This is a genomic window from Comamonas fluminis (assembly GCF_019186805.1).
In the GTDB taxonomy this organism is placed as follows: domain Bacteria; phylum Pseudomonadota; class Gammaproteobacteria; order Burkholderiales; family Burkholderiaceae_C; genus Comamonas; species Comamonas fluminis.
The window spans coordinates 4,737,601-4,762,045 of sequence record NZ_CP066783.1; the positions used below are offsets into that span (position 1 = coordinate 4,737,601).

General features: G+C 60.3%; 25 protein-coding genes. 8 read left to right on the forward strand and 17 right to left on the reverse strand.

The annotated features are described in order from the left end of the window. Window positions 1–16: 16 nt before the first annotated feature. Window positions 17–529 carry a GNAT family N-acetyltransferase gene (locus JDW18_RS21990; RefSeq protein ID WP_218241700.1) on the reverse strand — a complete coding sequence of 171 codons (513 nt, stop codon included), beginning with the start codon at window positions 527–529 and terminating at the stop codon, window positions 17–19. Between the two features lie 198 nt (window positions 530–727). Between JDW18_RS21990 and JDW18_RS21995 the strand changes: the two genes are divergently transcribed. Beyond that, the gene (locus JDW18_RS21995) at window positions 728–982 is read left to right on the forward strand and encodes a DUF2061 domain-containing protein (protein WP_218241701.1); all 255 of its coding nucleotides are present in this window, start codon (window positions 728–730) and stop codon (window positions 980–982) included. Window positions 983–1,277: 295 nt separating this feature from the next. Next, complete coding sequence (gene aptA, locus JDW18_RS22000; RefSeq protein ID WP_218241702.1) at window positions 1,278–2,645, forward strand: omega-aminotransferase AptA; 1,368 nt, start codon at window positions 1,278–1,280, stop codon at window positions 2,643–2,645. Between the two features lie 63 nt (window positions 2,646–2,708). On the opposite strand, the gene rsmA is transcribed toward aptA, so the two are convergent. The 3 genes from rsmA to JDW18_RS22015 all read right to left on the reverse strand — a co-directional run bounded on the left by rsmA (window position 2,709) and on the right by JDW18_RS22015 (window position 7,503). Continuing rightward, a complete protein-coding gene (gene rsmA / locus JDW18_RS22005) occupies window positions 2,709–3,470 on the reverse strand; it encodes a 16S rRNA (adenine(1518)-N(6)/adenine(1519)-N(6))-dimethyltransferase RsmA (RefSeq protein WP_218241703.1) in 762 nt (253 codons plus the stop codon). A 106-nt stretch (window positions 3,471–3,576) separates the two neighbouring features. Continuing rightward, complete coding sequence (locus JDW18_RS22010) at window positions 3,577–4,998, reverse strand: peptidylprolyl isomerase (protein WP_218241704.1); 1,422 nt, start codon at window positions 4,996–4,998, stop codon at window positions 3,577–3,579. A gap of 12 nt (window positions 4,999–5,010) precedes the next feature. Then, window positions 5,011–7,503: an LPS-assembly protein LptD gene (locus JDW18_RS22015; protein ID WP_218241705.1), complete on the reverse strand. Its 2,493-nt coding sequence runs from the start codon at window positions 7,501–7,503 to the stop codon at window positions 5,011–5,013. Between the two features lie 98 nt (window positions 7,504–7,601). Between JDW18_RS22015 and JDW18_RS22020 the strand changes: the two genes are divergently transcribed. The 3 genes from JDW18_RS22020 to JDW18_RS22030 all read left to right on the forward strand — a co-directional run bounded on the left by JDW18_RS22020 (window position 7,602) and on the right by JDW18_RS22030 (window position 10,339). Then, window positions 7,602–8,717: an aminoglycoside phosphotransferase family protein gene (locus tag JDW18_RS22020; RefSeq protein WP_218241706.1), complete on the forward strand. Its 1,116-nt coding sequence runs from the start codon at window positions 7,602–7,604 to the stop codon at window positions 8,715–8,717. 143 nt (window positions 8,718–8,860) lie between these two features. Further along, window positions 8,861–9,601, forward strand: coding sequence for a 16S rRNA (uracil(1498)-N(3))-methyltransferase (locus JDW18_RS22025; RefSeq protein WP_218241707.1), 741 nt, complete (start codon window positions 8,861–8,863; stop codon window positions 9,599–9,601). 3 nt (window positions 9,602–9,604) lie between these two features. Further along, window positions 9,605–10,339, forward strand: a complete 735-nt coding sequence (locus tag JDW18_RS22030; protein ID WP_218241708.1) for an SOS response-associated peptidase — start codon at window positions 9,605–9,607, stop codon at window positions 10,337–10,339. On the opposite strand, the gene JDW18_RS22035 is transcribed toward JDW18_RS22030, so the two are convergent. From JDW18_RS22035 to JDW18_RS22060, 6 genes are all read right to left on the reverse strand, one after another. Next, window positions 10,336–11,217: an alpha/beta hydrolase gene (locus JDW18_RS22035; RefSeq protein ID WP_218241709.1), complete on the reverse strand. Its 882-nt coding sequence runs from the start codon at window positions 11,215–11,217 to the stop codon at window positions 10,336–10,338. The two genes, JDW18_RS22030 and JDW18_RS22035, sit on opposite strands and share 4 nt — an antisense overlap. 97 nt (window positions 11,218–11,314) lie before the next feature. Then, a complete protein-coding gene (locus tag JDW18_RS22040) occupies window positions 11,315–11,815 on the reverse strand; it encodes a hypothetical protein (RefSeq protein WP_246610176.1) in 501 nt (166 codons plus the stop codon). An 85-nt stretch (window positions 11,816–11,900) separates the two neighbouring features. Next, window positions 11,901–13,406 carry a M20 family metallopeptidase gene (locus JDW18_RS22045; RefSeq protein ID WP_218241710.1) on the reverse strand — a complete coding sequence of 502 codons (1,506 nt, stop codon included), beginning with the start codon at window positions 13,404–13,406 and terminating at the stop codon, window positions 11,901–11,903. 240 nt (window positions 13,407–13,646) lie between these two features. Further along, window positions 13,647–14,231 carry a methionine biosynthesis protein MetW gene (gene metW, locus JDW18_RS22050; protein WP_218241711.1) on the reverse strand — a complete coding sequence of 195 codons (585 nt, stop codon included), beginning with the start codon at window positions 14,229–14,231 and terminating at the stop codon, window positions 13,647–13,649. Then, on the reverse strand, window positions 14,228–15,382 hold the full coding sequence (gene metX, locus JDW18_RS22055) for a homoserine O-succinyltransferase MetX (RefSeq protein WP_218241712.1): 1,155 nt from the start codon (window positions 15,380–15,382) through the stop codon (window positions 14,228–14,230). Before metX ends, metW begins: the two co-directional genes overlap by 4 nt. A 216-nt stretch (window positions 15,383–15,598) precedes the next feature. Beyond that, window positions 15,599–16,168, reverse strand: a complete 570-nt coding sequence (locus JDW18_RS22060) for a TMEM165/GDT1 family protein (protein ID WP_218244029.1) — start codon at window positions 16,166–16,168, stop codon at window positions 15,599–15,601. Window positions 16,169–16,664: 496 nt separating this feature from the next. On the opposite strand from JDW18_RS22060, the gene JDW18_RS22065 reads away from it, so the two are divergent. Both JDW18_RS22065 and JDW18_RS22070 read left to right on the forward strand, forming a co-directional pair. Beyond that, complete coding sequence (locus tag JDW18_RS22065; protein ID WP_218241713.1) at window positions 16,665–17,045, forward strand: RNA recognition motif domain-containing protein; 381 nt, start codon at window positions 16,665–16,667, stop codon at window positions 17,043–17,045. A gap of 247 nt (window positions 17,046–17,292) precedes the next feature. Then, a complete protein-coding gene (locus JDW18_RS22070) occupies window positions 17,293–17,823 on the forward strand; it encodes an RNA recognition motif domain-containing protein (RefSeq protein ID WP_218241714.1) in 531 nt (176 codons plus the stop codon). Between the two features lie 51 nt (window positions 17,824–17,874). Here JDW18_RS22070 and JDW18_RS22075 read toward each other — a convergent pair whose 3' ends face one another. The 4 genes from JDW18_RS22075 to JDW18_RS22090 form a co-directional block, all read right to left on the reverse strand. Continuing rightward, window positions 17,875–18,606, reverse strand: a complete 732-nt coding sequence (locus JDW18_RS22075) for an SDR family oxidoreductase (protein WP_246610178.1) — start codon at window positions 18,604–18,606, stop codon at window positions 17,875–17,877. Window positions 18,607–18,683: 77 nt separating this feature from the next. After that, window positions 18,684–19,301 carry an LPS export ABC transporter periplasmic protein LptC gene (gene lptC / locus JDW18_RS22080; protein WP_218241716.1) on the reverse strand — a complete coding sequence of 206 codons (618 nt, stop codon included), beginning with the start codon at window positions 19,299–19,301 and terminating at the stop codon, window positions 18,684–18,686. Then, window positions 19,298–19,858, reverse strand: a complete 561-nt coding sequence (locus JDW18_RS22085) for a KdsC family phosphatase (RefSeq protein WP_218241717.1) — start codon at window positions 19,856–19,858, stop codon at window positions 19,298–19,300. Before JDW18_RS22085 ends, lptC begins: the two co-directional genes overlap by 4 nt. After that, on the reverse strand, window positions 19,858–20,859 hold the full coding sequence (locus JDW18_RS22090; RefSeq protein WP_218241718.1) for a KpsF/GutQ family sugar-phosphate isomerase: 1,002 nt from the start codon (window positions 20,857–20,859) through the stop codon (window positions 19,858–19,860). The genes JDW18_RS22085 and JDW18_RS22090 overlap by 1 nt, the downstream gene beginning before the upstream one ends. A 99-nt stretch (window positions 20,860–20,958) precedes the next feature. Here JDW18_RS22090 and JDW18_RS22095 point away from each other — a divergent pair, with 99 nt between their 5' ends. Continuing rightward, window positions 20,959–21,516: an adenine phosphoribosyltransferase gene (locus tag JDW18_RS22095; RefSeq protein ID WP_218241719.1), complete on the forward strand. Its 558-nt coding sequence runs from the start codon at window positions 20,959–20,961 to the stop codon at window positions 21,514–21,516. A 38-nt stretch (window positions 21,517–21,554) separates the two neighbouring features. On the opposite strand, the gene JDW18_RS22100 is transcribed toward JDW18_RS22095, so the two are convergent. The 3 genes from JDW18_RS22100 to JDW18_RS22110 all read right to left on the reverse strand — a co-directional run bounded on the left by JDW18_RS22100 (window position 21,555) and on the right by JDW18_RS22110 (window position 24,295). Continuing rightward, window positions 21,555–22,238, reverse strand: a complete 684-nt coding sequence (locus tag JDW18_RS22100; RefSeq protein ID WP_218241720.1) for a hypothetical protein — start codon at window positions 22,236–22,238, stop codon at window positions 21,555–21,557. Window positions 22,239–22,393: 155 nt separating this feature from the next. Continuing rightward, entirely contained in the window at window positions 22,394–22,873 is a 480-nt protein-coding gene (locus JDW18_RS22105; RefSeq protein ID WP_218241721.1) for a Crp/Fnr family transcriptional regulator, read from the reverse strand. A 228-nt stretch (window positions 22,874–23,101) separates the two neighbouring features. Continuing rightward, window positions 23,102–24,295, reverse strand: coding sequence for a phosphoglycerate kinase (locus tag JDW18_RS22110; protein WP_218241722.1), 1,194 nt, complete (start codon window positions 24,293–24,295; stop codon window positions 23,102–23,104). Window positions 24,296–24,445 lie beyond the last annotated feature (150 nt).

Sequence of the window (24,445 nt, forward strand, 5' to 3'; positions counted from 1 at the left end):
CAGCCCCCGGAACGTGTCAGACTAATCCCTCCATATAGACAGCGCCCCTGCCATAGCTGTCCAAATGTTGTTGCTGCGCAGCATTTTCCAGAAACACACAGTTATAGCCTTGACGTTCCCAATAAGCCTGTGAACCCTGCACCGAAACCAGTGCCGTGCGCGCAATGCCGCGTGCCCTGGCCTGCTGGCGCACGGCCTTCACCATGCGAGAGGCCAGCCCCTGGCCCGCAGCTGCGGGCGAGACCGCCATATCGTGCAGATAGAGCACGCTGGCATCTGCGTACTGGGCAAAGTCGCCGTTGAGCGGCGTCACTGCCCCGGGGCGCGACCAGTAGGCCGCCAGGTACGCCATCACCTCATCGCCGCGCACTGCCGCCCAGGAGCAATGCCCTGCCCCCGCCAGCCGCCGCGCAAACACCTCACGGGGCTCCACAAAGCCTGCGCCGTAGCACTGCGCCTGTATACGCAGCACGGCATCCACATCGGCCACACCCAGCGGGCGCAGCGCAATATGCAAAAACTCCGTCATCAAATACTCATTAATTCATAGCTGCCAGCGCTTATACAGCAATGGCTAGCGGTCAATTTTTCTAAAACTCTGCAAGCGCCAGCTTAGCAAGAGCGCCAAAGCACAGCTGGCAAAGCCACTATCGCAATAGTAATAATTCTCAATTAGATCTTTAAGGCTATTTTCCATACCATGAAGGCAATGCTTCTGGAGAACACCATGACACGCCTGATTCAAGCCCTGCGCACCAACCGCCTGACCCTGACCAAGACCGCCAGCTACTACGTGATTCACATCACCGTTGCCGCCTGCGTGGCCTATGCCGTCACCGGCAACCTGATCGCCTCGCTGACGCTGAGCCTGCTGGAGCCCACGGTACAGGCCTTCGCCTTCTTCTTCCACGAAAAAGCCTGGGAGCGCCGCCTGAAAAAGAAAGAACAGGCAGCACACCCCACCGAAGGCCTGCCAGCATGAGCCAGAACACGCCCTCTCACTTTCAGCAGTGGCTGATGCAGTCACTGGCGGCGATTGGCGACTGTGCAGGCCATCTGGACTGAGCACAACACTGTGCATAAGTCACCATGATCTCTGGTGAAAACTGCCGCTTTTCAGCTCAATCAATAATAACCAGTGAGCATTGAACAAGTCCGCCATTCTTTGCTGTGGATAACTAAGCATCCGCTGTCATCGAGATGACAAACCATGGGTTTGCGGCTATTTCGCCCAAGCGGGCGCCGCCCAACAATGGGTGGGAATTCAAGGAGTTCCCATGCAGATTGCAGACACTGAAGCCCAAAATGTCGCCAGCCAGCAAGATGCCCAGTGGCTGAACGCGCACTGGATGCCGTTTACCGGCAACCGCAACTTCAAGGCTCAGCCGCGCATCATCACGGCGGCCAAAGGCGCGTATTTCACCGATGCAGATGGGCGCCAGATTTTTGATGGCCTCTCTGGCCTGTGGTGCAGCGGTCTGGGCCATGGGCGCCAGGAAATTGCCCAAGCCATTGGCAAAGCCGCCTTGCAGCTGGACTACTCGCCCGCGTTTCAGTTCGGCCACCCGGCATCGTTCGAGCTTGCCAACCGCATCGTGGGCCTGATGCCCAAGGGTCAGGATAGAAAGCTGGAACATGTGTTCTTCACCGGCTCAGGCTCCGAATCAGCCGATACCTCGCTCAAGATGGCCCGCGCCTACTGGCGTGCCAAGGGCCAGGGCAGCAAAACCCGCTTGATTGGCCGCGAAAAAGGCTATCACGGCGTGAACTTTGGCGGCATTTCGGTAGGCGGCATGGTGGGCAACCGCAAAACCTTTGGCCAGGGCATAGAAGCCGATCACCTGCCCCATACCCAGCCGCCCATGGGCTCGTTTTGCAAAGGCGTGCCCCAGACGGATGGGAAGGCACTGGCCGACCGCCTGCTGGACCTGATTGCCCTGCATGACGCCAGCAATATCGCCGCCGTGATTGTGGAGCCCATGTCCGGCTCAGGCGGCGTAGTGATTCCGCCAGCGGGCTATCTGCAGCGATTGCGCGAGATCTGCACGCAAAACAATATCTTGCTGATTTTTGATGAGGTCATTACCGGCTTTGGCCGTCTGGGCGCCATGACGGCTGCCGAGGCCTTTGGCGTGACGCCAGACATCATGAATATCGCCAAGCAAGTCACCAACGGTGCGCAGCCGCTGGGCGCCTGCGTGGTGACGCCCGAGATCTACAACCAGTTCATGGATGCAGGCGGGCCCGAGTACATGCTGGAGTTTGCCCACGGCTATACCTATTCAGCCCACCCCGTGGCCTGCGCGGCAGGTATTGCGGCGCTGGATCTGCTGGAGAAAGAAGATGGCCCGGGCCGCGTGCGTGAACTGGCCCCGTTTTTCGAGCAGGCTGTGCACAGCCTCAAGGGCGCACGGCATGTGCTGGACATTCGCAATATCGGGCTGGCCGCCGGGTTGACGATTGAGCCCCTGCCCGGAGAGCCTGCCAGGCGCCCCTATGAAATCGCCATGAAGTGCTGGGACGCTGGATTTTATGTGCGCTACGGCGGCGACACGATTCAGTTGGCCCCGCCGTTTATCAGTGAGAAGGCCGAGATTGAGCGCCTGATCAACGCACTGGGTGATGCGCTGCAAGCGACCGCATAAACTATCAAATTAATAGCATGAAGTCATTTAAATATATAGACTTCATGCTATTTTGACGTTTATTCAGGAAAACTGCGCAGCCAGAGCCTCGTACTCGGCCACGGGCACTTCTTCGGCGCGGCGCTGTAGATCGAACTCGCCCGCAAAGCCTTTTTCTTCCAGCCACTTGCCCAGCGTGTTGCGCAGCATTTTGCGGCGCTGGCTGAAGGCCACGCGCACCAGCTCTTCCAGCAGCACGGAGTTGAGCTCGGCGGGCTTTTCACGCGGAATCATGCGCACCACGGCGCTATCGACCTTAGGCGGCGGGTTAAAGCTGCCTGGCGGCACAAACAGCACGTCTTCCATGGCATAGCGCCACTGCAGCATGACCGACAGGCGGCCATAGGCCGAGTTACCGGCATCGGCCACCATGCGGTCGATCACCTCTTTTTGCAGCATGAAGTGCTGATCCTGCACCACATCGACCTGCTCCAGCAGATGGAACAGGATGGGGCTGGAGATGTTGTAGGGCAGGTTGCCCACCACGCGCAGCTTGGGCACACCCATACGGGCGGCCAGTGCGCGGAAATCGACCTTGAGCACGTCGGACTCGACCACATCGAGATCGTCGCGCAGGCGCAGGCGCGCGGCCAGGTCGCGGTCCAGCTCAATCACGGTGAGCTTGCCCAGACGCTCGACCAGCGGCTGGGACAGGGCCATCAGGCCGGGGCCAATCTCGACCATGGGCTCGCCCGCCTTGGGGTCAATGGCTTCAACAATGTTGTCGATGATGGCGCCATCGGTCAGAAAATTCTGGCCAAAGCGCTTGCGGGGAATATGTTTCATGAATGCGAAAGCGGTGCCTGAGCACCGCTTGAAATGAGAGAGGGTGTCTTGTGTGCCCGATGCGCAATGATGACAGCAGCGGGCACTTCAAGCGAATTGCATGGACTTATTGCGGTGGCTCGCGGTATTCCACAAAGGCCTTGCCGCGCAGTTCCTTGAGCCAGGTTTCGTAGTCCTGCTCGGCCTTGCGCTCACGCACGGCGTTGCGCACCATTTCGCGCTGCTCGCGGTCTGTCAGCTTTTCCTGGCGACGCTCGATCAGCTGAATCAGGTGCACGCCAAAGCGGGAAACCACGGGTTCACTGATCTGGCCGGGCTGCAGCGCATCCAGCACGCGCTCGAATTCAGGCACAAACTGGCCGGGCGAAGACCAGCCCAGATCGCCGCCGCTGCGGGCGCTGCCGTCCTTGGAAAATTCCTGCGCCAGTTGCTGGAAGGTGGCCTGGCCAGACTCCACACGGCGCTTGTAGTCCTGCAGGCGCTTGGCGGCCTGGGCTTCGCTCAGGTTCTTGTCCACCAGCAGCAGAATGTGGCGTCCATGGTTCTGCGTGACATAGGCTGGCGCACCCGACTGGGACTTGCCCAGCACCTTGATGACGTGAAAACCGGCATCCGAGCGGAAGGGACCCACGATGGTGCCGGTGGCCGAGGAGCCCACCTGCTTGGCAAACAGTTCTGGGTACTCGCTCATGGGGCGCATGCCCATGGAGCCACCGCCCTGGCCATTGGGCACATCCGAGAACTCGCGCACGGAGGCGATGAAGTCGGGATTCTTGCGCGCTGCTTCTGCGGCCTGCTTGGCCTTGGCTTCGCGCTCGACCACCACCGCGGGGCTGGCGTTTTCCGGCACCAGAATCAGAATGTGACCCAGGTCCACCATGGCAGCGTTGGCGGCTTCACCGGGGCGCTTTTGCTCCTTAATGAAACGATCGATATCAGCCTCGCTGACCTTCACTTTGCCATCCACATCGCGCTCTCGCACGCGCTGCATGGTCATCTGGTTGCGAATTTCCCCACGGAACTGCGCTTCAGACAGGCCATCGGCCTTCAAGCGGGCCAGCAGACCGGGCACGTCGGTATTGTTCTGACGAGCCACATTGGCCATGGCCTGGTTGACCGTCAGGTCGTCCACCTTGACGCCGGTGTCCTGCGCTTCCTGCAGTTGCACACGCTCCAGAATCAGGCGCTCCAGCACCTGACGGGCCAGTTCGGCCTGGGGCGGCAACTGGCCACCCTGCTCCGTCACGTTCTGGGCCACGCGGGCCATGCGGGCACGCACATCGTTGTTGGTAATGGGCTCGGAATTGACCACAGCCACGATGTAGTCGGCGGCACGCGGACCGGCCGCTGGCAACTGACGGCCCGAAGACTGAACAGTTGCATCAAGTGCACGGGAAACAGAGGACTCTGCCCCCTTGGCCTTGCCAGCTGCAGGAGTTTTCAGGCCCTGAGCCTGAACGGCCGAGGCCATCATGAGCAAAGCAACGGCCACGCTGCAAGCGTTTGATGATTGAGGGAAAAAACGCATGAAAAACCTTGATCAATCGTAATTGGTGAAGCGGCTGGGCGGAGTCACCGCCTCACGCAGATATTGGTAACGCGGCACATTGCGCTTGAGACTGGCGGTCGGGTCAGCACCAAAGCTCAAGCGCGAGAAGCCCACAAATTCCATCTGGAACAGCAGGCGCAAATTGGACTGAATCACCGAACTTTGCAGACGCTCCAGCACGACACGGCCAATCCAGCAGCAGCCATCGTATTCAAAGCCCACCACGGTATCGACCAGCTTGTTGTCCTTGATGGAGTAGTTCAGACGACCCACGGCATACCAGCGACCACCGCCCTGACCTCGGCCAGCGCCCAGATCCTTGCCCTTGTCGCCCCAGAGATCATTGATGGGCCATTGCCAGCCCACATCGACCAGCTCGCTCGATGGTTGCTTGGTCTGGGTATCAAGCTGTGTACGGTAGCCAATATTGAAGGTGCGATAGTTTCCGGGGCTGTAACGCGCTGTAGCGGTAGTGCGAACGGTACGCTTCAAGTCCTGGTTGTACTGGGTGGTTACTTCCGTGGACCACTTATCCGTCCAGTTGACAGCGCCGCCCAGCAGAATGTCAGACAAGCGGCTCGTTGCCGCCACTTCACCGGGCAGCAGTACTTTCTGGTCTGAAAAACGCACGCGCTGCGCCACTGCAAATTTGAGCTTCTCCGCGCCGCTTTCCGGGTCGATAAAGCGGGATGTCGCCCCCAGCGTCATCAAGTGATTGTCAGCAATCCGGTCCTGACCCACATAGTCATTCTCGGAGAAGATACTGGCAAAGTTGAAGTCGCTGCGACCGGTGTCATACAGCGGCAGCATGCTTTGGTCACGGTAAGGCGTATAGGTGTAGAACGCACGCGGCTCAAACGTCTGCAGCAAATTCTTGCCAAACCAGGACGTATCACGCTCAAACACCAGACCGCTGTCCAGACTGAAAGTGGGCAAGGTGCGGTTCGCCGTCTTGCTGCCATTGCTCATCATATTGTCCGTGTCATACATGGCGGTATGCAGCATGAGCTTGGGCGTGATGAATGCACCGGGAGACAGGAACGGGCGACTGAGTTGGGCCTGCACATAGCTGCGCTGGCCGTTGTTCACAGCCTGGCCGACCAATGGATTGAATACTTCAAAACGCGTAGTGTCCGCCACCAGCGAGAAGTCCAGACCGTGCGGCAGATCCTGTGGCGTATAGCGATACTGCAGTTGCGGCACCATGCTGTATGGCGGCGCAATCAGCGCGTTCGGGTCCTGCAGGGTCTGATAACGCGTCATATTGAGGCTCAGCACCCCATCGCCCTTGGCCCAACTCAGATTGGCCGTGCTGGGCAGCAGACGCTGGCGCAAAGCGACAGGCGCCAGACGGAAGTCACGCCAGTAATCATCATCACTGACGCGGTTCAGATTCATGTTCAGACCCAGACCACCAATCGGCGTGTCAATGGTCGAGCGATGCTGCCAGGACAGACCCCAGCGATCACGATCGCGCAGACGGTCGCTGGGCATGTAGCTGGCATAGGTCTCGCCGGAATAGCTGGGCTCCAGGTATCTGAACTGCCCCGCCACATTGATGCCACGCTTGGTCATCACGTTTGGTGTGACGGTCAAATCGCGGTTAGGCGCAATATTCCAGTAATACGGCTGGGAATATTCGATACCGCCCAGCTTATCCATGCCAATCATCGGCGGCAGCAAACCTGATTTGCGCTTGTCCGACAATGGAAAACTCATGCTGGGAACGGGCAGCACCGTCACGCCCTTGAACTGCAGCTTGGCGTTTCGGGCAACACCGACTTCTTCGGCCATATCCAGCTCAATGGACTCGGCCTTGAGCATCCAGCTCGGTGTCCAGCTCTCTTCATCATCACGCTGGCAGGTGGTGTAAGTAGCGTTGTGCACCACGGCATGGTCTTTGTCCACAAAGTCCACCCGCGCGGCATCGCCGTAAGCGCCATTGGCCAGAAAGCGGTAGTTGGCGTCGTCGAACTGACCTTTGAAGGCATCGACCTGCAAGTCCAGCGCCGTCCCTTCATACACATTGCCCGCCTGGTTGATGTGCACCGAACCTACCGCGTTGACCTTGTCCTCGGGCACGGCGTAATCCAGCTTGTCCGCACGGATTACGGTGTCGCCACGGCGCAGCTCGGCCTCGCCATGCACTGACGCCTTGATATCCGGCTGACCGGACAGGCTATCCCCCTTGATATAGATGGGTTGCTGGTCGCGCACTTCCTGCGGATAGGTCTCCTGCAGCATCGGGCTGGTTTTGAGCTTCAGCGCAGGCAAACCATCGGCAGGAGTCTCTGCTGCAGGCACTGTGGATGCAGGTGCTGCCACTTCCTCGGCCTGAGCATGCAGGCCTGCGCCAGCCCAGGCCAGGGCCACAGCCCAGGCCAGGGGACGAATCACCGGCCGCGTCTGCACCACCCGTGAAGCGGGTCGAGAACGGTCAGCCAGGGAATCTTGCAGAGAATTTGGGGATTGCACGGTGGTCATCAGCGCGCGTGCGCAGGCATACATCAACGGGTAAGACCGAGAGCCTAGCACCACTGTCCGGTAATGCAGCAGCATCGGTTTGTAAAATCCGATTATCCATGACCGCTTCAAACCTCTCCTCCACCGGCGTTGTCTGGGCAGATTCTGCCCGCCACGCTGCTTTCGACGCCTGGCTGGCCCCTCTGGCTTCCCGCCTTCAGCTGCGCCCTGAAACCCTGCGCCCCGCCTCGGCTGATGCCAGCTTCCGCCGCTATCTGCGGCTGGACGGCACCAGCGGCAACAGCGGCAACAGCCTTATCGTCATGGACGCGCCTCCCGACAAGGAAGACTGCGCACCTTTCGTCAAGGTTCAGGCGCTGATGGCCGAAGCAGGCCTTTGCGTGCCGCAGATTCTGGACTGGGACGCCACCAACGGCTTCATGCTGCTCAACGACCTGGGCAGCAAAACCGTGATTGAGGCGCTGGACCCCGAAAAACCCCAGGATGCAGAAGCTTGGTACCGGTCTGCGCTGGAAACCCTGCTGGAATGGCAACTGGCCTCCAAATCAGGCAATGCAGGCAACCTGCCCCCCTATAGCGAAGCCCTGCTGCGCCGCGAACTGCAACTGTTTCCCGACTGGTACATTGCCCAGCACCGCCAGTTCACGCTGGATGACAAGCAGCAAGCCTTGCTGAGCAAGACCTTTGACCAGATCGTGGCCCACAACCTGCAGGCCCCCAGCGTCTATGTGCACCGTGACTTCATGATGCGCAACCTGATGCAGCCCGTGAACGAAGGCGCCCCCCTGGGCGTGCTGGACTTCCAGGATGCGGTCTACGGCCCCATCACCTATGACATTGCCAGCCTGCTGCGCGATGCCTTCATCACCTGGGAAGAGGACTTTGTCATCGACATCACCATCCGCTACTGGGAAAAAGCCCGCAAGGCTGGCCTGGTGGGCGCCACCAGCGCCAGCGGCTGGGGTGATGACTTTGGCGAGTTCTACCGTGGGGTCGAATGGATGGGCCTGCAGCGCCATCTCAAGGTTGCTGGTATCTTCGCCCGCCTGACACTGCGCGACGGCAAGCCCAAATACCTGGCCGATGCACCGCGCTTTATCCACTACATCCGCACCACCTGCGACCGCTACCGCGCTCTGGGCCCCTTCCTGAAGTTGATCGATGAGATCGAGGGTATTCAGACGCAGGTTGGGTATGCCTACGGGCGGATGTAAATACACCCCCTGAGGCGCTTTGCGCCTTCCCCCTCTCTGGCGCTACGCGCCGGAGGGGGACAACACCTTCGCGGCGGGGCGGCCCTTGCTCGGTGTTTCTGGCTTGAGCCACGCCCTATTTCAGACTATTGCTATCTATTCAAATGCCGCGCTATCACTGCCCTATTCCACTGCATATTGGCATCGAGCTGGACTTGCCTGCGGGCGCTGCTCGCCATGTGCAGGTGCTGCGTCACCAGCCCGGTGATGTCATCACCTTGTTCGAGGGCCAGACCGGCAATGGCTTCACGGGCGGCGAGTTCGATGCCGTCATCACCCATATGGGCCGCAGCGATGTGGGCGTGCGCATTGAGTCTCACCGCGCCACCGAGCGCGAAGCCGCCCGTGCCGTGCATCTGGTGGTGGGCATGCCCGCCAACGAGCGCATGGACTGGCTGGTGGAAAAAGCCACTGAGCTGGGCGTAGCCAGCATTCAGCCCGTGATGGCGGCACGCAGCGTGCTCAAGCTCAAGGGCGACCGTGCGGACAAGAAGATCGAGCGCTGGCAGTCGATTGCCGTCTCGGCCTGCGAGCAATGCGGCCGTAACCAGGTGCCCGTCATTCACGCCCCTCAGTCGCTGGCCGACTGGCTGCGCAGCAGCGAAGCCCCTGGCACTGATGCCACCCGACTGGTGCTGTCCCTGCGCGAAGGCAACCAGCCACTGCGCGCCGCCACGGGCGATGCCCAGGCCGTCTGGGTGCTGCACGGCCCCGAAGGCGGCCTGACCGCGCAGGAAGAAGACTGGGCGCTGGAGCGCGGCTGGAAGCCCGCCAGTCTGGGCAACCGCGTTCTGCGCGCCGAAACGGCCTCTGTGGCCGCTCTTTCATTGCTGGCCCTGGAGTAAATCATGAGCAGCTGTCACCTCTCCCTGGCCAAGGCCGAGTTCTACCCCCAGAATTTCCGCGTGGAAGCCCCCGAGCCTCTGCCCGAAAAAATCATCACCCCGCGCCGCACAGGCTGCATCATCGTCAATGCAGCCGCTGAATCCTCTGCAGCGCTTTTGGGTCGTACGTTTACAGCTCCTGAAGAAGGAGCGCCCCCCTCACCGGTAGAGCGCGTTCTGGTATCCGCCAGCTTTGGTCTGGTGCCGCACTGGGTCAAATCCGCCTCAGATGGCCGTTTGCGCGCCCTCAAGCTGGTCAACGCAAAGATCGACAACCTGACCACAGGCACCGCGTTTCGGGACGCCTGGCTGGCTGGCCAGCGCTGCATCGTGCCGCTGCAGGCCTTTCAGGTCGATGATCTGCGCCCCGGCAAGCCCGTGCCCACCCGCATCACCCGCGTGGACAACCAGCCCATGGGCGCCGCCGGCGTCTGGGCGCGCTGGGTGGGCGAAGACGGCGAAATCATCACCAGCTACGCCCTCATCACCATTAACGCCAACGCCCATGCGCTGATGAACCGCTACGGCCACGCAGGCAACGATAAGGCCATGCCCGCCATCCTCAACGAAGGTGCGTATGACGCCTGGCTCAACGCCAAGGTCAACAAGGCCAAGGAATTTCTGCGCCCCTATCCTGCAGAAAAACTGCGCGCCAACCCCGTGGAAAAAGGCCGCAAGCAGCCGCCACCGCTGCTCTAAGACTCCAGAAACTGCAGATCCAGCCACTGCGCAAGCCGCGCAAGCACGGGCTCTGCCAGCTCGGGGCTTTCGTTGAAGATCTCGTGATAGGCCGCCTCAAAGCACTGGGCCTGCACCACGCTGCCCGGCGCCTGCTGTGCAAACTCGGCACTGCCTGCCGGGTTCACCAATTGGTCCTGCCCCGCCCATAGCAGCAGCGTGGGCACGCACCAGTTGCGCGCCTTGGCCTGCACGCGCAGGCCGCCTTCCGCCATATAGCGGGCCAGCCGTGCGCTGATGCGGTTGTGGTTCAGACCATCGCTGTCATAGGCCTTCACCACCGCAGCATCATGCGACAGGTGGCGCGACTGCACGCCGTTGGCCACGCGCAGATTGGGCAGCAGCCTGGGCAGGCCTGCCATCAAGGCTTTTTGCAAGCCCGACAAATGCAGAGCCAGCGCGGGCGATGACAGCACCAGCGCGTCCACATGTCGCAGGCCTGTTGCTACAAAATCTGCAGCTACCAGCCCACCCATGCTATGGCCTAGCAGCACAATTTGCTGTTTTTTGGGCAAGTCTGCCCGCAGGCCATCCAGCACCACGGCCAGATCATCGAGCAGCCGCATATCGCTGGTCAGCCCGCCTTGCGGCCCACCCGACAGGCCATGGCCGTACTGGTCGTAGGCACGCACGGCAAAGCCCCAGGCATTGAGACTGCGCGCCAGCGCGGCGTAGCGGCCGCTGTGTTCGCCCAGACCATGCACGAGCAGCACCGTTGCACGGCTTTTACGGCCCTCTTCCAGCGGCCAGTCGCGCAGCGCCAGCTGGGTGCCGTCGGGCGCGCTCATATGGCTGAGGCGGGCTTCTGCCCCAATATGCCCCTGAGTTGCTGTCTGCATATGCGCCCCCTGCGTGCCTGATCTGGCGTCGAGAATGACGCTGACCGAGCCATCCGTCAACCCGGCGGGTGGCACTCAGACGTCTTCAGCAGCGTCATCATTCCACTGCGCCAGATCGTCCACCGGGCGGTGGCATACGGTTTTGCAGCTCCTCGGCAATCCACGCCGGGTCGATGTAGTTGTACTCAGACTCAATCACCCAGCACAGAAACTCGTGCGGGCCACCATTCAGATAGGGCGGTGGCGATACGGGCTTGAACACCGTGGGCAGCTTTTCGCTGACCGAGACATCATTGAGCACATGGCCCAGCTCCTGCACCACGCTCCAGGCCAGCGGGTGGCGCAGATCAATCCGAAGCTTGACCCACCAGAAAGCATCCGCCGTCACCTGCGACGACAACAGCTGCACGCCGGGCAAGCGCTTCAAAAAGTCCACCAGTTGAGGCAAGCCGCGCTTGAGGGCCGCTTTATCCATGGTTTCCACTGGCGGGGTGATGGCTTCCAGTTTTTGCACCAGATGCTCGTTGAGGCTGCGGCCAGCGTCCTGTGCTTCACGCTCCAGCGACTGCAGCAGCTCGGCAGGCAGATTCAGTTCCATGACTACCCTTCCTAGTTGATATCAAAAAAATAGCTGCAAGCGCTTATCCATCAAGCGATTGCAGCTGATTTGACTTAAAACCCCATCAAGCCTGTGCCGGGTCTGCTTGCTCCGCTTGCTGGTTGCGCGCCATGGCCGCAATCACCTCGGCCACGCTGGCCGTGAGCTTCTTGGCATAAGGCACATGCAGAAACTCATTCGGGCCATGGGCATTGCTCTTGGGGCCAAGCACGCCGCAGACCATCATTTGCGCCTTGGGAAAGCCCTGGCTCAGCTGGTTCATCAGCGGAATCGTGCCGCCCTGGCCGATATAGCCACAGCCCGCGCCAAAGTGGGTCTGGCTGGCGGCGTTGAGCGCGTTTTCAAACCAGTGGTCCATGCCCGGCGCATTCCAGCCGCTGGAGCTGGACATGCCTTCCCAGGTCACCCTGGCTTCATAAGGCGCGTTGTCTTCCAGCAGCGCCTTCATTTCCTGCACGCAGGCTGCAGCGTCCACCAGCGGGGGCAGGCGCAGGCTGAGCTTGAAGGCCGTGTAAGGGCGCAGCACATTGCCCGCGTTTTGCAGATTGGGGATGCCGTCCACACCGGTTACGCTCAGCGTGGGCTCCCAGGTGCGGCGCACCAGCGCTTCGACCGGGTCGGTGGTGGTGGGCAGCGAAATGCGGGCCGAGCCGCCGCAGTCATAGTGCGCCCAGGGGAAGCGGGCATAGGCGTCCTCGCCCAATATCTGCGCCGTGGCGCGGATCTGCGTCATGCGCTCTGCCGGCACCTCGCAGTGAAAGCTCTGCGGCAGCAGGCGTCCGTTCTTGCTGTCTTCCAGGCGGTCCAGCACCTGGCGCATGATGCGAAACGACGAGGGCACGACACCCGAGGCATCACCTGAGTGCACGCCTTCGGTCAGAATCTGCACCTTCAGCGTGCCGCTGGCCATGCCGCGCAGGCTGGTGGTCAGCCACAGCTGGTCGTAGTTGCCTGCACCGCTGTCAAGGCAGATGACCAGACCCACATCGCCCAGACGCGGTCGCAGCAGCTCGATATAGGGCAGCAGGTCGGCAGAGCCGCTTTCCTCGCAGGTTTCGATGATGCCCACGATGCGCGGGTGCGCCACCTTCTGGCGCTTGAGCTCCTGAATGGCGGCAATGCTGGCGTACACCGCATAGCCGTCGTCGGCGCCGCCACGGCCATAGAGCTTGCCGTCTTCGTACTTGGGTGTCCACGGGCCCAGGTCGCTGCGCCAGCCTTCAAATTCGGGTTGCTTGTCCAGGTGCCCATACATCAGCACCGTAGGGGCGGTGGCCGATTTTTCAGCCGTGCCAGCCACTTCAAAAAAGATCAGCGGCGTGCGGCCCGGCTGCTGAATCACTTCCAGCTTCAGGCCTTCGACCTTTTGCGCCTCCACCCAGGCGGCGGCATTGCGCACCACGGTGGCGATATAGCCCTGCTGCTCCCAGTCGGGCGCAAACATGGGCGATTTGGCGGGGATGGCGATGTAGTTCGTCAGCTCAGGGACGATGCTCTGATCCCAGACTTGGCTGATTTCACGCAAAGCCTGTTCTGGCTGCAGCGATTGGGGAGAGATTCGAGCATTCACGGTGCGACTCCTTCAGAGGCTGTGCGCAGCGCCGCTGCGCGATTCTGGTCATGCCCGCATTGTGCGGCAGCCTTGCCATCCATGGCTGCGGTGGTGAATTCAGCGGGTCTGCGCGGATCTGCAGTGTGAACCCGCTTCCAGAATCAGAGCTTGCTGCGCCCTTCATTCAAGCATTTGATGGTGTTTTTCATCTCAAATGCTTAATAAACCAGCGCAACAAGCTTCTCAATCAATAGCAAATCAGGCGTGCTCGAAGTGAAAGACCGCTGTGGTTGCCATCAGATTGGGCAGGCTGCGCACCACTTCTCCGCCCTGCAGACCGAAGGAGTCGAGAATGCGCAGGCGGTTCTTGGTGGCCAGCACCTCAAAGTCCTTGTACGTGCCCACGCGAATATTCGGTGTGTCGTACCACTGGTAGGGCAGGCGGCGCGTGACCGGCATGCGCCCCCTCAGCACGGACAAGCGGTTGTGCCAGTGCGCAAAATTGGGGAAGGCCACCACGCCCTGTTTGCCGATGCGGGCCGTCTCCTGCAGCATCACCTCGGCATTGCGCAGATGCTGCAGCGTGTCGATCTGCAGCACCACATCAAAGCTGTTGTCGCCGAAGATGGCCAGACCGTCTTCCAGATTGAGCTGCAGCACGTTCACGCCGCGCCGCGTGCAGGCCAGCACATTGGCGTCGTCCAGTTCCACACCGTAGCCCGTACAGCCGCGCTCGCGCACCAGATGCTCGAGCAACGCGCCGTCGCCGCAACCCAAGTCCAGCACGCGCGAGCCCTGGGGCACCAGCTGGGCAATGGCTTTCATGGTGGTCAGCTCGGTCATGCGACTTCTCCTGCGCGTTGGGTGGTGTTCAGTTCTTTGGCAATGCCCTCAAAATAGGAGCGCATCACGCCCATATAACGCGGGTCGTCGAGCAAAAACGCATCATGTCCGTGCGGCGCATCGATCTCGGCATAGCTCACGTCGCGATTGTTTTCCAGCAGCGATTTGACGATCTCCCGGCTGCGATCTGGGGCAAAGCGCCAGTCCGTCGTAAAACTCACCAGCAGGTACTTGGCCTTGGCCACTGCCAGCGCCTGGGTCAGGTCGCCTCCGTGGTTGCGGGCCGGGTCAAAGTAATCCAGCGCACGGGTGATGAGCAGATAGGTGTTGGCATCGAAATAGCCGCTGAACTTCTCGCCCTGGTAGCGCAGATAGCTCTCAATTTCGAACTCCACATCCTGCGTGCTGTACTTGAGGTCCATGCCATCACGCAGCTGACGGCCGAACTTCTGGTTCATCACGTCGTCGCTCAGATAGGTGATATGGCCAATCATTCGCGCAATGCGCAGGCCGCGTGCAGGCACCACGCCGTGCTCATAAAAATGACCGCCGTTGAAGTCCGGGTCCGTCACGATGGCACGGCGTGCCACCTCGTTGAAGGCAATGTTCTCGGCGTTCAGGTTGGGCGCACTGGCCACCACCACGGCGTGGGCCATGCGCTCGGGGTAGCGCAGCGACCAGGACAGCGCCTGCATGCCGCCCAGACTGCCGCCCAGCACGGCCGCCAGCTTCTGAATGCCCAGACGGTCAAGCAAACGCGCCTGTGCATCCACCCAGTCTTCCACCGTCACGACAGGGAAGTCTGCGCCATACGGTTTGCCCGTGGCCGGGTTGGTGTGCATGGGGCCGGTCGAGCCGAAACAGGAGCCCAGGTTGTTGATGCCAATGACAAAGAACTTGTTGGTATCAACCGCCTTGCCCGGGCCAATCATGTTGTCCCACCAGCCCTCGCTCTTGGGCTGGCCCTCGTAGCTACCGGCAACGTGGTGGGACGCATTGAGCGCATGGCAGACCACGATGGCGTTGCTCTTGTCGGCATTGAGCTGGCCATAGGTCTCGAAAGCGAGGTCGTAATTGGCGATGGAGCCACCACCCTGCAAGGGCAGCGCCTCATCAAAATGCATGAACTGCGGTGTGGCGATGAAGGACATATGAAAAAACCCGGCATCGCTAAAAACGAGGCCGGGTCGGTGTACTGTCACTTCGCGGACGGGTCTTTAGCTGGATTTATAAAGCGCCCGCAAGCTTTGGCAAATCGGCGCGTGAAAGTGCAGTGTACTCCATCCACCGCACCCCACTCAGATTGAGATGGCTGCAGCACTCAAGCCCATGAAAATCAAGCGTCAGCAGCTATATTTTCAATAGCATCAAACCTTGGTTACCAAGGCTGCTATGCCCAGCACCAGGAAAATCACGGCACACACACGGTGAATCGTCTTGATCGGCAGGCGCTTGGTGATCTTGTCGCCAAACCACACCACCGGCGCATTGGCCAGCATCATGCCCAGCGTCGTACCGGCCACCACCCAGTAATAAGACAGCGGGTACTTGGCCGCCAGCCCCACTGTGGCCAGCTGCGTCTTGTCACCCATCTCCGCCAGAAAGAACAGCACCAGCGTCGTGCCGAACACGCCCCAGCGGCCAGGCCCCTTCTCGGCCTCATCGTCATCGAGCTTGTCGGGAATCAGCATCCAGCCCGCCATCAGGATGAAGGAAATACCCAGAATCCAGCGCAGCACATCCGGCCCCAACACCGTGGTGATCCAGTTGCCTACGGCACCCGCCAGCGCATGGTTGACGACTGTTGCCGCAAAAATGCCCGCAACAATGGGTAAAGGTTTGCGGTATTTCGCGGCCAGCACCAGCGACAGCAACTGCGTCTTGTCTCCCATCTCAGCCAGGGCAACGATGGAGGTGGATATGAGAAAGGCTTCCATGATGTGGGTGAGGCCGGAGTCGCCTAAGAACGCATTGACCACGCACCGACTCCGGCCTATTTGTCCATAGGTTTATTCGGTACGCAATCAATGGTCTCGGCCAGTCACAAGCGGTGTTGCACCGCGCTTGCCGCATACGCCATAGATCTCAAAGATCCAAGTCTGTTGACGCATGCATCCGGCAGATGGTTGCCGAACGGCCTACTCCCCAAAGAGTAGGCGTGAATTCTAGCATTTAGTCCATGTAAGACAAAAGGAGATTTAGATATTCCAAATTTCGTATTTGAGGGTAATTCCCATCTGAGGAATGTTGTTACAAGCATGAAATTTGACGCAATCGTAATACGAGCGAGCCTCTTGTGACTCATAATGCTTGAGTCTTTGTTTAGAGAGCAATTTCTGGATGAGGGCAAGTGCGTTTGCGTCTCTAATGTTGTCATCGAAGGCTGACTCCCTAGGGCTCCATCGCGTTTTCAAGTTTTTTCAGGAGTCCACCATGGGCAACAAGCTTTACGTCGGCAATCTGCCGTACTCTTTCCGCGACCAAGATCTGCAAGACAGCTTCAGCGAATTTGGCATCGTCACCAGCGCTAAGGTGATGATGGAGCGTGACACTGGCCGTTCCAAGGGCTTCGGCTTTGTGGAAATGGGCAGCGATGCAGAAGCACAAGCCGCTATCCAAGGTCTGCACGGTCAAAACCGTGGCGGCCGTGACCTCGTTGTGAACGAAGCACGCCCCATGGAACCCCGTCCTCCCCGTTCCGGCGGCTTCGGCGGCGGCTTCGGCGGCGGCTTCGGTGGTGGCCGTGGTGACGGCGGCGGCTTCGGCGGCGGCCGTGGCGACGGTGGCGGTTACGGCCGTCGCAACAGCTATTAATTAGTTATTTAATATAGCTAATGCAAAAAAGGATCTTCGGATCCTTTTTTTGTTGCTAAACGTTATCAGCTCCGTGTTTTGGAGCATTTATTTTTTTCAGTGTTCTGATTCATAATCCCGCATTCGGGAATCCCGTTCACACGCGAATAGGTATTTGGGGTTTGGGCAAGTCTCTTGTATAGGCATTTGTTGCGAACATCCAGAGTCGATCGCCATATTGAAAGCATTGAGGAGCTAGGAGTTATTAATGGGCAATAAGCTGTATGTCGGCAACCTTCCTTATGGTGTGCGCGACAATGACCTGGAGCAGGCATTCGGCCAGTTTGGTGCAGTCACCAGTGCGCGTGTCATGATGGAACGCGACACCGGCCGCTCCAAGGGCTTCGGCTTTGTGGAAATGGGCAGCGAAGCAGAAGCACAAGCGGCTATTCAGGGCATGAACGGCCAGCCTCTGGGTGGTCGCAGCCTGGTGGTCAATGAAGCACGTCCCATGGAACCCCGTCCTCCTCGCTCTGGTGGCTTTGGCGGCGGCTATCGCAATGAAGGCGGTGGCTACGGTGGCGGTAACCGCGAAGGCGGCTACGGCGGTGGCAATCGCGAAGGTGGATATGGCGGCGGTGGTGGCTATGGCCGTGGCGGCGACCGTGATGGCGGTGGCGGCGGTTATGGTCGTGGTGATGGCCGTGGCGACGGCGGCTTCCGCAGCCCCTATGGCTCTGGCCCCCGTAACGGCGGCCGCGGCGGTTATGGCGGCGGTGGCAATAACCACGGCGAATAATTCAGCGCTGCAGTAATAAAGGCACCATATGGTGCCTTTATTTTTTCCGGCTTATTCTGGAGTACCCAAATGCCGAGGCTTTCCTTTACGCCCGGCCACCATGCGATCCCAGACAAATGCGGGGAAAAGCCGCATGACTCTGCCAACAATGCCCATCTGCCACGGAATAATCGCATAGCGTGCATTTCTCTCTATCACGCGGTATGCGCGCATAGCAAATTCCTGCGGCGTCATCAAAAATGGCATGGGATAGGGATTATTTCGCGTCAGCGGAGTATCTACATAACCTGGCAATAAGGTCACAACAGCGATGCCCGATTGCTGCAACTCATTGCGCAGGCTTTCACAATAAGCAATCACAGCCGCCTTGCTTGCGCAATATGCGCCATGGCCCGGTAAACCCCGAATACCTGCGACGCTGGCAATACCCACTAAACGCCCCGAACCACGTGCCACCATAGGTGCGATAAATGGCTGAAAGCTTGCGGCCAGACCCATTGTGTTGCTGGCCAGCACCTGCTGCATGGCCCGCAGATCTTCCTTGTGTGATGTGTCCACCCCCCAGCTGATGCCGGCATTGGCAATCACGACATCGGGCAGCCCCTGCTTTTCCAGGCAGGCCTGCCCTGCAGCGCAGGCGCTGTCGATGTCCGCCACATCGGCCTGGTAAACCGCGTAGCGGCCGGCACTGATTTGCTTGTCCTCTGCCCATTGCTCAATGACTTGCACCCGCCGCGCCACCAAGGCGAGTGTCCAGCCACGGTCGTAGTAGTACTGGGCCATTGCCTGCCCAATTCCACTTGAAGCCCCTGTTATATATACGAGAGGCGCTTTTGAATTGATAGCAGCAGGGTTTGCGGTCATTGCGTCTTTGTGGGCTGAATCACACCTTTGACGCGCCCTTGCATCTGCAAAATCTGATCCAGGTGGGTGTACTGCATGCTGTCGCCCGTGAACCTGTCCGGGCCGCGCGTCATGATGACGGGCTTGTTGGTGCTGACGCGCTCATCATTGGGCCAGATCTGCAGGAATTCGCTCTCGATCTGCAGGGCTGGCAATGCCTTTTGCCCAGCCGTAGCCGCCATGGGCTCACGGTGAATCACGGCTTCGCCAAACATCTGCACTTCAGAGCCATCCGCATTGCTCAAGGCGCGCAGAGACTGGCCTCTGGTACGCCGTCCGTCGGGTGCCAGGCTGAGCATGCGAGGGGCGTCAATTTCCATCGTATCGGTGTCTGGAAAGTGCTCGCCCGTCTTGCCTGCAAGCCGGTTTTTCAGGCGCCCATTGGCCTCAAAGCTCTTGATGACAAAGTCCTTGAGAAAGTAGTCAGGCTCGTGCTTGAGGACTTTTTGCTGCGCATCAGCCACGGGCTTGGGTGCGTTGCGCACCAGCCACCAGGTTCCCAGGGCCAGCAGGCCCATGATGAGCACAGGCAGATACAGCGAGGCTTTGTCGCTCATGCGGCGCCATTGAATCATGTTCCATACCCCGCCAACAAAGCTGCATAGGCGCCATTGGCCGCCAGCAGCAGATCGCAAAGCTGGCGCACCGCGCCCTCGCCCCCACATCGGGAGCTGACCCAGTCTGCCGTGTGCAGAACTTCTTCATGCGCATTGGCGGGCGCTGCCGCAAAGCAGGTGCGGCGCAGCATGGGCAGGTCGGGCCAGTCGTCGCCCATGGCGGCGGCCTGACTCCACTGCAGGCCCAGCTCAGCCAGAATGGATTCGGCAGCGGGCACCTTGTCCTCGGTACCGAATCGCGCGTGCTCTATGCCCAGTTGCTTGAGACGCAAGCGCAGCGGCGCGGAGTCGCGTCCAGTCACTACTGCCGGGGTAATGCCCGCTTTTTGCAGCATCTTGAGCCCGTGACCATCCAGCGTGTGAAAGCGCTTGAGCGATTCACCTTCGGCCGAGAAGTACAGGCCGCCATCCGTGAGCACGCCATCCACATCCAGAAACACCACGCGCACGCCCTGCGCCTGAAGCAGCAGTTGCGCATCCCATTGCTGGCAAGGGGTCAAAGCAGGTCTTGGCATCAGATCACCTTGGCGCGCATCAGATCGCGGATATGCACCACGCCCTGCAGGCGCTGCTGTTCGTCGGTCACCAGAATGGCTGTCACGCCGCGCTCTTCCATCATGTGCGCAGCGGCAACGGCCAGCATATCGGCCTTGATGGTCAGAGGGTTGGCATGCATGACATCCTTGGCGTGGGCCTGGCGCAGGTCCATTCCGGCCTCCACGCAGCGGCGCAAGTCACCATCGGTGAAGATGCCCAGCAATTGCTGGTTCCCGTCAACGATGGCCGAGCAGCCCAGCCCCTTGGCGCTCATCTCGCGCATCAGGTCCACACAGCTCACGCCCTGCTCTACATGAGGCACATCGGCACCGCTGCGCATCACATCACGCACATGGGTCAGCAGGCGCCGACCCAGAGAGCCGCCGGGGTGAGAGCGCGCAAAGTCTTCCGCGCCAAAGCCTCGCGCATCCAGCAACGCTACGGCCAGCGCATCACCCATGGCCAGTTGCGCGGTGGTGCTGGCAGTAGGCGCCAGATTGAGCGGGCAGGCTTCCTTGGCCACATGGGTGTCCAGCACCCAGTCTGCATGCCTTGCCAGTGTGGACTGCAAGCCCCCTGTGACCGCCACCAGCGGCACGCCCATGCGCTTGATGGGAGACAAGACACCGGTCAGCTCATCGGTCTCGCCGCTATTGGACAAGGCCAGCACCAGATCGTCTGGCGTCAGCATGCCCAGATCACCATGGCTGGCTTCTGCAGGGTGTACAAAGAATGCCGGCGTGCCGGTGGAAGCCAGCGTGGCCGCCACTTTGCGCCCTACATGCCCGCTTTTGCCCATGCCCATGACGACCACGCGCCCCGGCAATTGCAGGATGCGCTGCACGACAGCGGTAAAGTCGCCATTGAGGCGCTCCGACATGGCGTAGAGGGCCTGCGCCTCAATATCCAGGGCTTCACGGGCCAGGTGCAAGGCGCGTGGCGCGTCGATCGAGGGCGAAGAGGCTGCATCAGAATTCATGCATTGATTTTAGCCAGCCATGGCCTGAACATCCCTTCCCGGCACATATGACAAGCGGGCTAATACACTGACAGCCCCATTCGAGACTCAGGCACCGCAATGCATACCTCCACCAGCGTCAACGACTATCTGCGCGACCATATCCGTACCGTGCCGGACTGGCCGGCTCCCGGCGTGCAGTTTCGCGACATCACCCCGCTGCTGCAGGATCCCAAGGTCTTTCGCGTGATGACCGATGCCTTTGTGCACCGCTATATGGACCGCAACCTGCGCCCTGATGTCGTTGCCGGGCTGGATGCACGCGGTTTCATTCTGGGTGCGGTGATCGCTCATGAACTCAACGTTGGCTTTGTACCCATCCGCAAAAAAGGCAAGCTGCCTTTCACCACAGTGGAAGAAACCTATGAGCTGGAGTACGGCAGCGCAACAGTGGAGCTGCACACCGATGCCGTAAAACCCGGCGACCGCGTGCTGCTGATTGACGACCTGATTGCCACAGGTGGCACCATGATGGCGGGCAAGAAGCTGCTGGAAAAGCTGGGCGCCACGGTGGTGGAAGGCGCAGCCATTGTGGATCTGCCAGAGCTGGGCGGCTCCAAACACCTCAGAGACAGCGGCCTGCCCTTGTTCACACTGGTGGACTTTGCCGGGCACTGACCCCAAAGTCAGCGTCACAAAACGGGGAAGAAAAGGGCTTAACGCAGCTCGCCGTACTGGGTCACACCCAGCGAACCCAGACCAGAGACGGCAAATTCCCCGCCCTCTTCGGAACCCGAGCCCGGGCCCAGCAGTGGCCCACGGGCTGCACGCAGCGGCGCAGGCCTGCTGGCCGGGCCAGAGGCGGCCACAGCCTGCTTGAAAGCATCCATTTCCAGCGCATCAATGGGATCGAACCCGCTGCCAGCAGGGGCTGCAGCAACCGGGCGTGATACATGCTGCGCCGCAGCCCACTCGGCAGGCGCACTGTGCTGCGGTGCCTGCGCTGGGGCAGCATGAATCTGGCCATTCACCCGCCAGTAAACCGCGTGAACGACAACACCCAGTCGCAAACGAGCCAGCTCGGCAATCAGGTTTTCAATATTTCTTTGCTGGGCGGCATCCGCTGCGTAAGCGGGCGCCAGATCGACCATGACGACAAAGCGCTGGCCACCGCTGTCCAGAGACAGTACCTTGAACTTGTAACCCGCAGAGAGGATGCCGACGCGCACCATGGCTTCGCGCACCATGCCATAGAGCTGCTCACGACGCACCGATCTTTCACTGCGGGGAGGGCGGCTGGCACCTGCCTCTAGCTCATGGCGCGCTCCACGCGGGGCGACCGGCACATCCGGGGCGCTGTCTTGGCGTGGTGAGCGAGAGAACCATCGAAACAGGGACATCAGAGAACTCTATTCATCAATATTACAAGATGACACATTCTGCACCCTGCACCTTGTCTTATCGCCGTTTTTGTCTCAAAACGAGCGTTTGTCCGACATACATCAAGCTCAAGCAAACACAATGGAGCTAGAAAAAACCATTCTGCAATACAAAATCAGGTGCTGGCCACGCGCCTGCGGCTATCGCTGGCACGGCGTGCCAGCACTTGGCCTGCCATGGTGACCAGCGCTAGTGCCAGCGCAGGCTGCCGATTGGCCAGTTCAGAGTAGCGCAGCGCCGTCAGGCACCAGAGCCGACTGGGCGCCGCCGCCTGCACCGTGGCGCGGCGCGGGCGGTGCGCAAAGAAAGCGCCTTCGCCAACCAGCGAGCCCGGCCCGACCAGTGCAAGGCGGATGCGCTCCTTGGAGTCCTGGTAGTGCACGCTGAGGGAACCCGCCTCCACCATGTAGAGGTTTCGGTCCAGCGTGCCTTCGGCAAACAGAATCTCGCTGCTGCTCAGATTGACTGGCACCAGATATGGCGCCAGCAACTCCCACTGGCTGGCAGTGAGCAAGTTTTGCGCGTTATCAGAGGCAACAGACGAGGTCATGGCCTGGATCAGCGCCGACAGATCCTGAGGTGTTGAGGCAGACATAAGCAGCAAAGAAGGCGGGCTCATGCCCGACATGAATAAACAAGAATCACCGTCCAGGCAAAAAATTGAGCCTGGCAACGCGCATGCTAAGCGACTCTGGCCCTCTCGCCAATGACCTGGGCCATACGCAACACACACCTCATCATGAAAAAAGGATCGCCCAGCGATCCTTTTTTCATAGCTTGAAGCGCTTTATCCATGAAGGGAAAGCACCAAATTTACTGCCAATCAGCCGTTGGCGCGCTTTTCCAGAATCTCGAACGCGGGCAGCTTCTTGCCTTCCAGCACTTCCAGGAACGCGCCGCCGCCGGTGGAGATGTAGCCCACGTCTTTTTCGATGCCGTACTTGGCAATGGCGGCCAGGGTGTCGCCACCGCCGGCAATGCTGAAAGCGGGGGATTCGGCAATCGCCTGGGCCACCACCTTGGTGCCGTTGGCAAACTGGTCGAACTCGAACACGCCCACGGGGCCGTTCCAGACGATGGTGCCGGCCTTCTTCAGCATCTCGGCCAGCTTGGCAGCAGTTTCTGGGCCAATGTCCAGAATCATGTCGTCATCTTCGACTTCAGTGGCCTTCTTGACGGTGGCCACGGCGTCGGCGGCAAAAGTCTTGGCGCAGACCACATCGGTGGGCACGGGCACGGCAGCGCCACGCGCGGCCATGGCGTCGATCACGGCCTTGGCTTCGGCCACCAGATCGGGCTCGGCCAGAGACTTACCGATCTTCAGGCCAGCAGCCAGCATGAAGGTGTTGGCAATGCCGCCGCCCACGATCAACTGGTCCACCTTGTCGGCCAGCGACTTGAGGATGGTCAGCTTGGTGGACACCTTGGAGCCGGCCACGATGGCGGCCAGCGGGCGTGCGGGGGCGGCCAACGCCTTGTTCAGTGCGTCAATTTCGGCCGACAGCAGCGGACCGGCGCAGGCAATGGGGGCGTATTCGGCAATGCCGTAGGTTGTGCCTTCGGCGCGGTGTGCGGTGCCAAACGCGTCGTTCACAAAGATGTCGCACAGCTTGGCCATCTTCTGGGCCAGCTCGGGCTTGTTCTTCTTCTCGCCCACGTTCACGCGGCAGTTTTCCAGCAGCACGACCTGGCCGGGAGCGACTTGCACGCCGTCCACCCAGTTGGCGACCAGGGGCACATCACGGCCCAGCAGCTCGGACAGGCGCTTGGCCACAGCGGCCAGCGAGTCTTCGGGCTTGAATTCACCTTCCGTGGGGCGGCCCAGGTGGCTGGTGACCATCACGGCGGCGCCGGCCTTCAGGGCCATTTCGATGGCGGGCACCGAGGCGCGCACGCGGGTGTCTTCGGTGATTTCACCGGCGTCGTTCAGGGGAACGTTCAGGTCGGCGCGGATGAAAACACGTTGGCCCTGGGCCTTGCCCTGAGCGCACAGATCGGAGAAGCGGATGATGTTCATGCAGCAAAAAGCGACTCCGAAAGTCGCCCATACAAAGGTTGGAAAACAAAAAATCTGCCTGCATTTTAGGGCGACAGCCCTTGCCAGGGGGGAGCTTTATGCGCTTACTCGACTCAAAAACAGGAGCATCACCCGCGCTCTGTAACTGGG

Excerpts from the sequence above, each read along its gene's own strand:
- JDW18_RS22040 (WP_246610176.1), bottom strand. The coding sequence starts at position 11,815 with ATGGAACTGAATCTGCCTGCCGAGCTGCTGCAGTCGCTGGAGCGTGAA.
- JDW18_RS22090 (WP_218241718.1), bottom strand. The coding sequence starts at position 20,859 with ATGAATTCTGATGCAGCCTCTTCGCCCTCGATCGACGCGCCACGCGCC.
- JDW18_RS22105 (WP_218241721.1), bottom strand. The coding sequence starts at position 22,873 with ATGTCTGCCTCAACACCTCAGGATCTGTCGGCGCTGATCCAGGCCATG.
- JDW18_RS22025 (WP_218241707.1), top strand. The coding sequence starts at position 8,861 with ATGCCGCGCTATCACTGCCCTATTCCACTGCATATTGGCATCGAGCTG.
- JDW18_RS22065 (WP_218241713.1), top strand. The coding sequence starts at position 16,665 with ATGGGCAACAAGCTTTACGTCGGCAATCTGCCGTACTCTTTCCGCGAC.
- JDW18_RS22035 (WP_218241709.1), bottom strand. The coding sequence starts at position 11,217 with ATGCAGACAGCAACTCAGGGGCATATTGGGGCAGAAGCCCGCCTCAGC.
- metX (WP_218241712.1), bottom strand. The coding sequence starts at position 15,382 with ATGTCCTTCATCGCCACACCGCAGTTCATGCATTTTGATGAGGCGCTG.
- JDW18_RS22110 (WP_218241722.1), bottom strand. The coding sequence starts at position 24,295 with ATGAACATCATCCGCTTCTCCGATCTGTGCGCTCAGGGCAAGGCCCAG.
- JDW18_RS22060 (WP_218244029.1), bottom strand. The coding sequence starts at position 16,168 with ATGGAAGCCTTTCTCATATCCACCTCCATCGTTGCCCTGGCTGAGATG.
- aptA (WP_218241702.1), top strand. The coding sequence starts at position 1,278 with ATGCAGATTGCAGACACTGAAGCCCAAAATGTCGCCAGCCAGCAAGAT.
- JDW18_RS22030 (WP_218241708.1), top strand. The coding sequence starts at position 9,605 with ATGAGCAGCTGTCACCTCTCCCTGGCCAAGGCCGAGTTCTACCCCCAG.
- JDW18_RS22020 (WP_218241706.1), top strand. The coding sequence starts at position 7,602 with ATGACCGCTTCAAACCTCTCCTCCACCGGCGTTGTCTGGGCAGATTCT.
- JDW18_RS22075 (WP_246610178.1), bottom strand. The coding sequence starts at position 18,606 with ATGGCCCAGTACTACTACGACCGTGGCTGGACACTCGCCTTGGTGGCG.
- JDW18_RS22010 (WP_218241704.1), bottom strand. The coding sequence starts at position 4,998 with ATGCGTTTTTTCCCTCAATCATCAAACGCTTGCAGCGTGGCCGTTGCT.
- JDW18_RS21990 (WP_218241700.1), bottom strand. The coding sequence starts at position 529 with ATGACGGAGTTTTTGCATATTGCGCTGCGCCCGCTGGGTGTGGCCGAT.
- JDW18_RS22100 (WP_218241720.1), bottom strand. The coding sequence starts at position 22,238 with ATGTCCCTGTTTCGATGGTTCTCTCGCTCACCACGCCAAGACAGCGCC.
- JDW18_RS22015 (WP_218241705.1), bottom strand. The coding sequence starts at position 7,503 with ATGACCACCGTGCAATCCCCAAATTCTCTGCAAGATTCCCTGGCTGAC.
- JDW18_RS22070 (WP_218241714.1), top strand. The coding sequence starts at position 17,293 with ATGGGCAATAAGCTGTATGTCGGCAACCTTCCTTATGGTGTGCGCGAC.
- JDW18_RS22095 (WP_218241719.1), top strand. The coding sequence starts at position 20,959 with ATGCATACCTCCACCAGCGTCAACGACTATCTGCGCGACCATATCCGT.
- rsmA (WP_218241703.1), bottom strand. The coding sequence starts at position 3,470 with ATGAAACATATTCCCCGCAAGCGCTTTGGCCAGAATTTTCTGACCGAT.
- lptC (WP_218241716.1), bottom strand. The coding sequence starts at position 19,301 with ATGATTCAATGGCGCCGCATGAGCGACAAAGCCTCGCTGTATCTGCCT.
- JDW18_RS22085 (WP_218241717.1), bottom strand. The coding sequence starts at position 19,858 with ATGCCAAGACCTGCTTTGACCCCTTGCCAGCAATGGGATGCGCAACTG.
- JDW18_RS21995 (WP_218241701.1), top strand. The coding sequence starts at position 728 with ATGACACGCCTGATTCAAGCCCTGCGCACCAACCGCCTGACCCTGACC.
- metW (WP_218241711.1), bottom strand. The coding sequence starts at position 14,231 with ATGACCGAGCTGACCACCATGAAAGCCATTGCCCAGCTGGTGCCCCAG.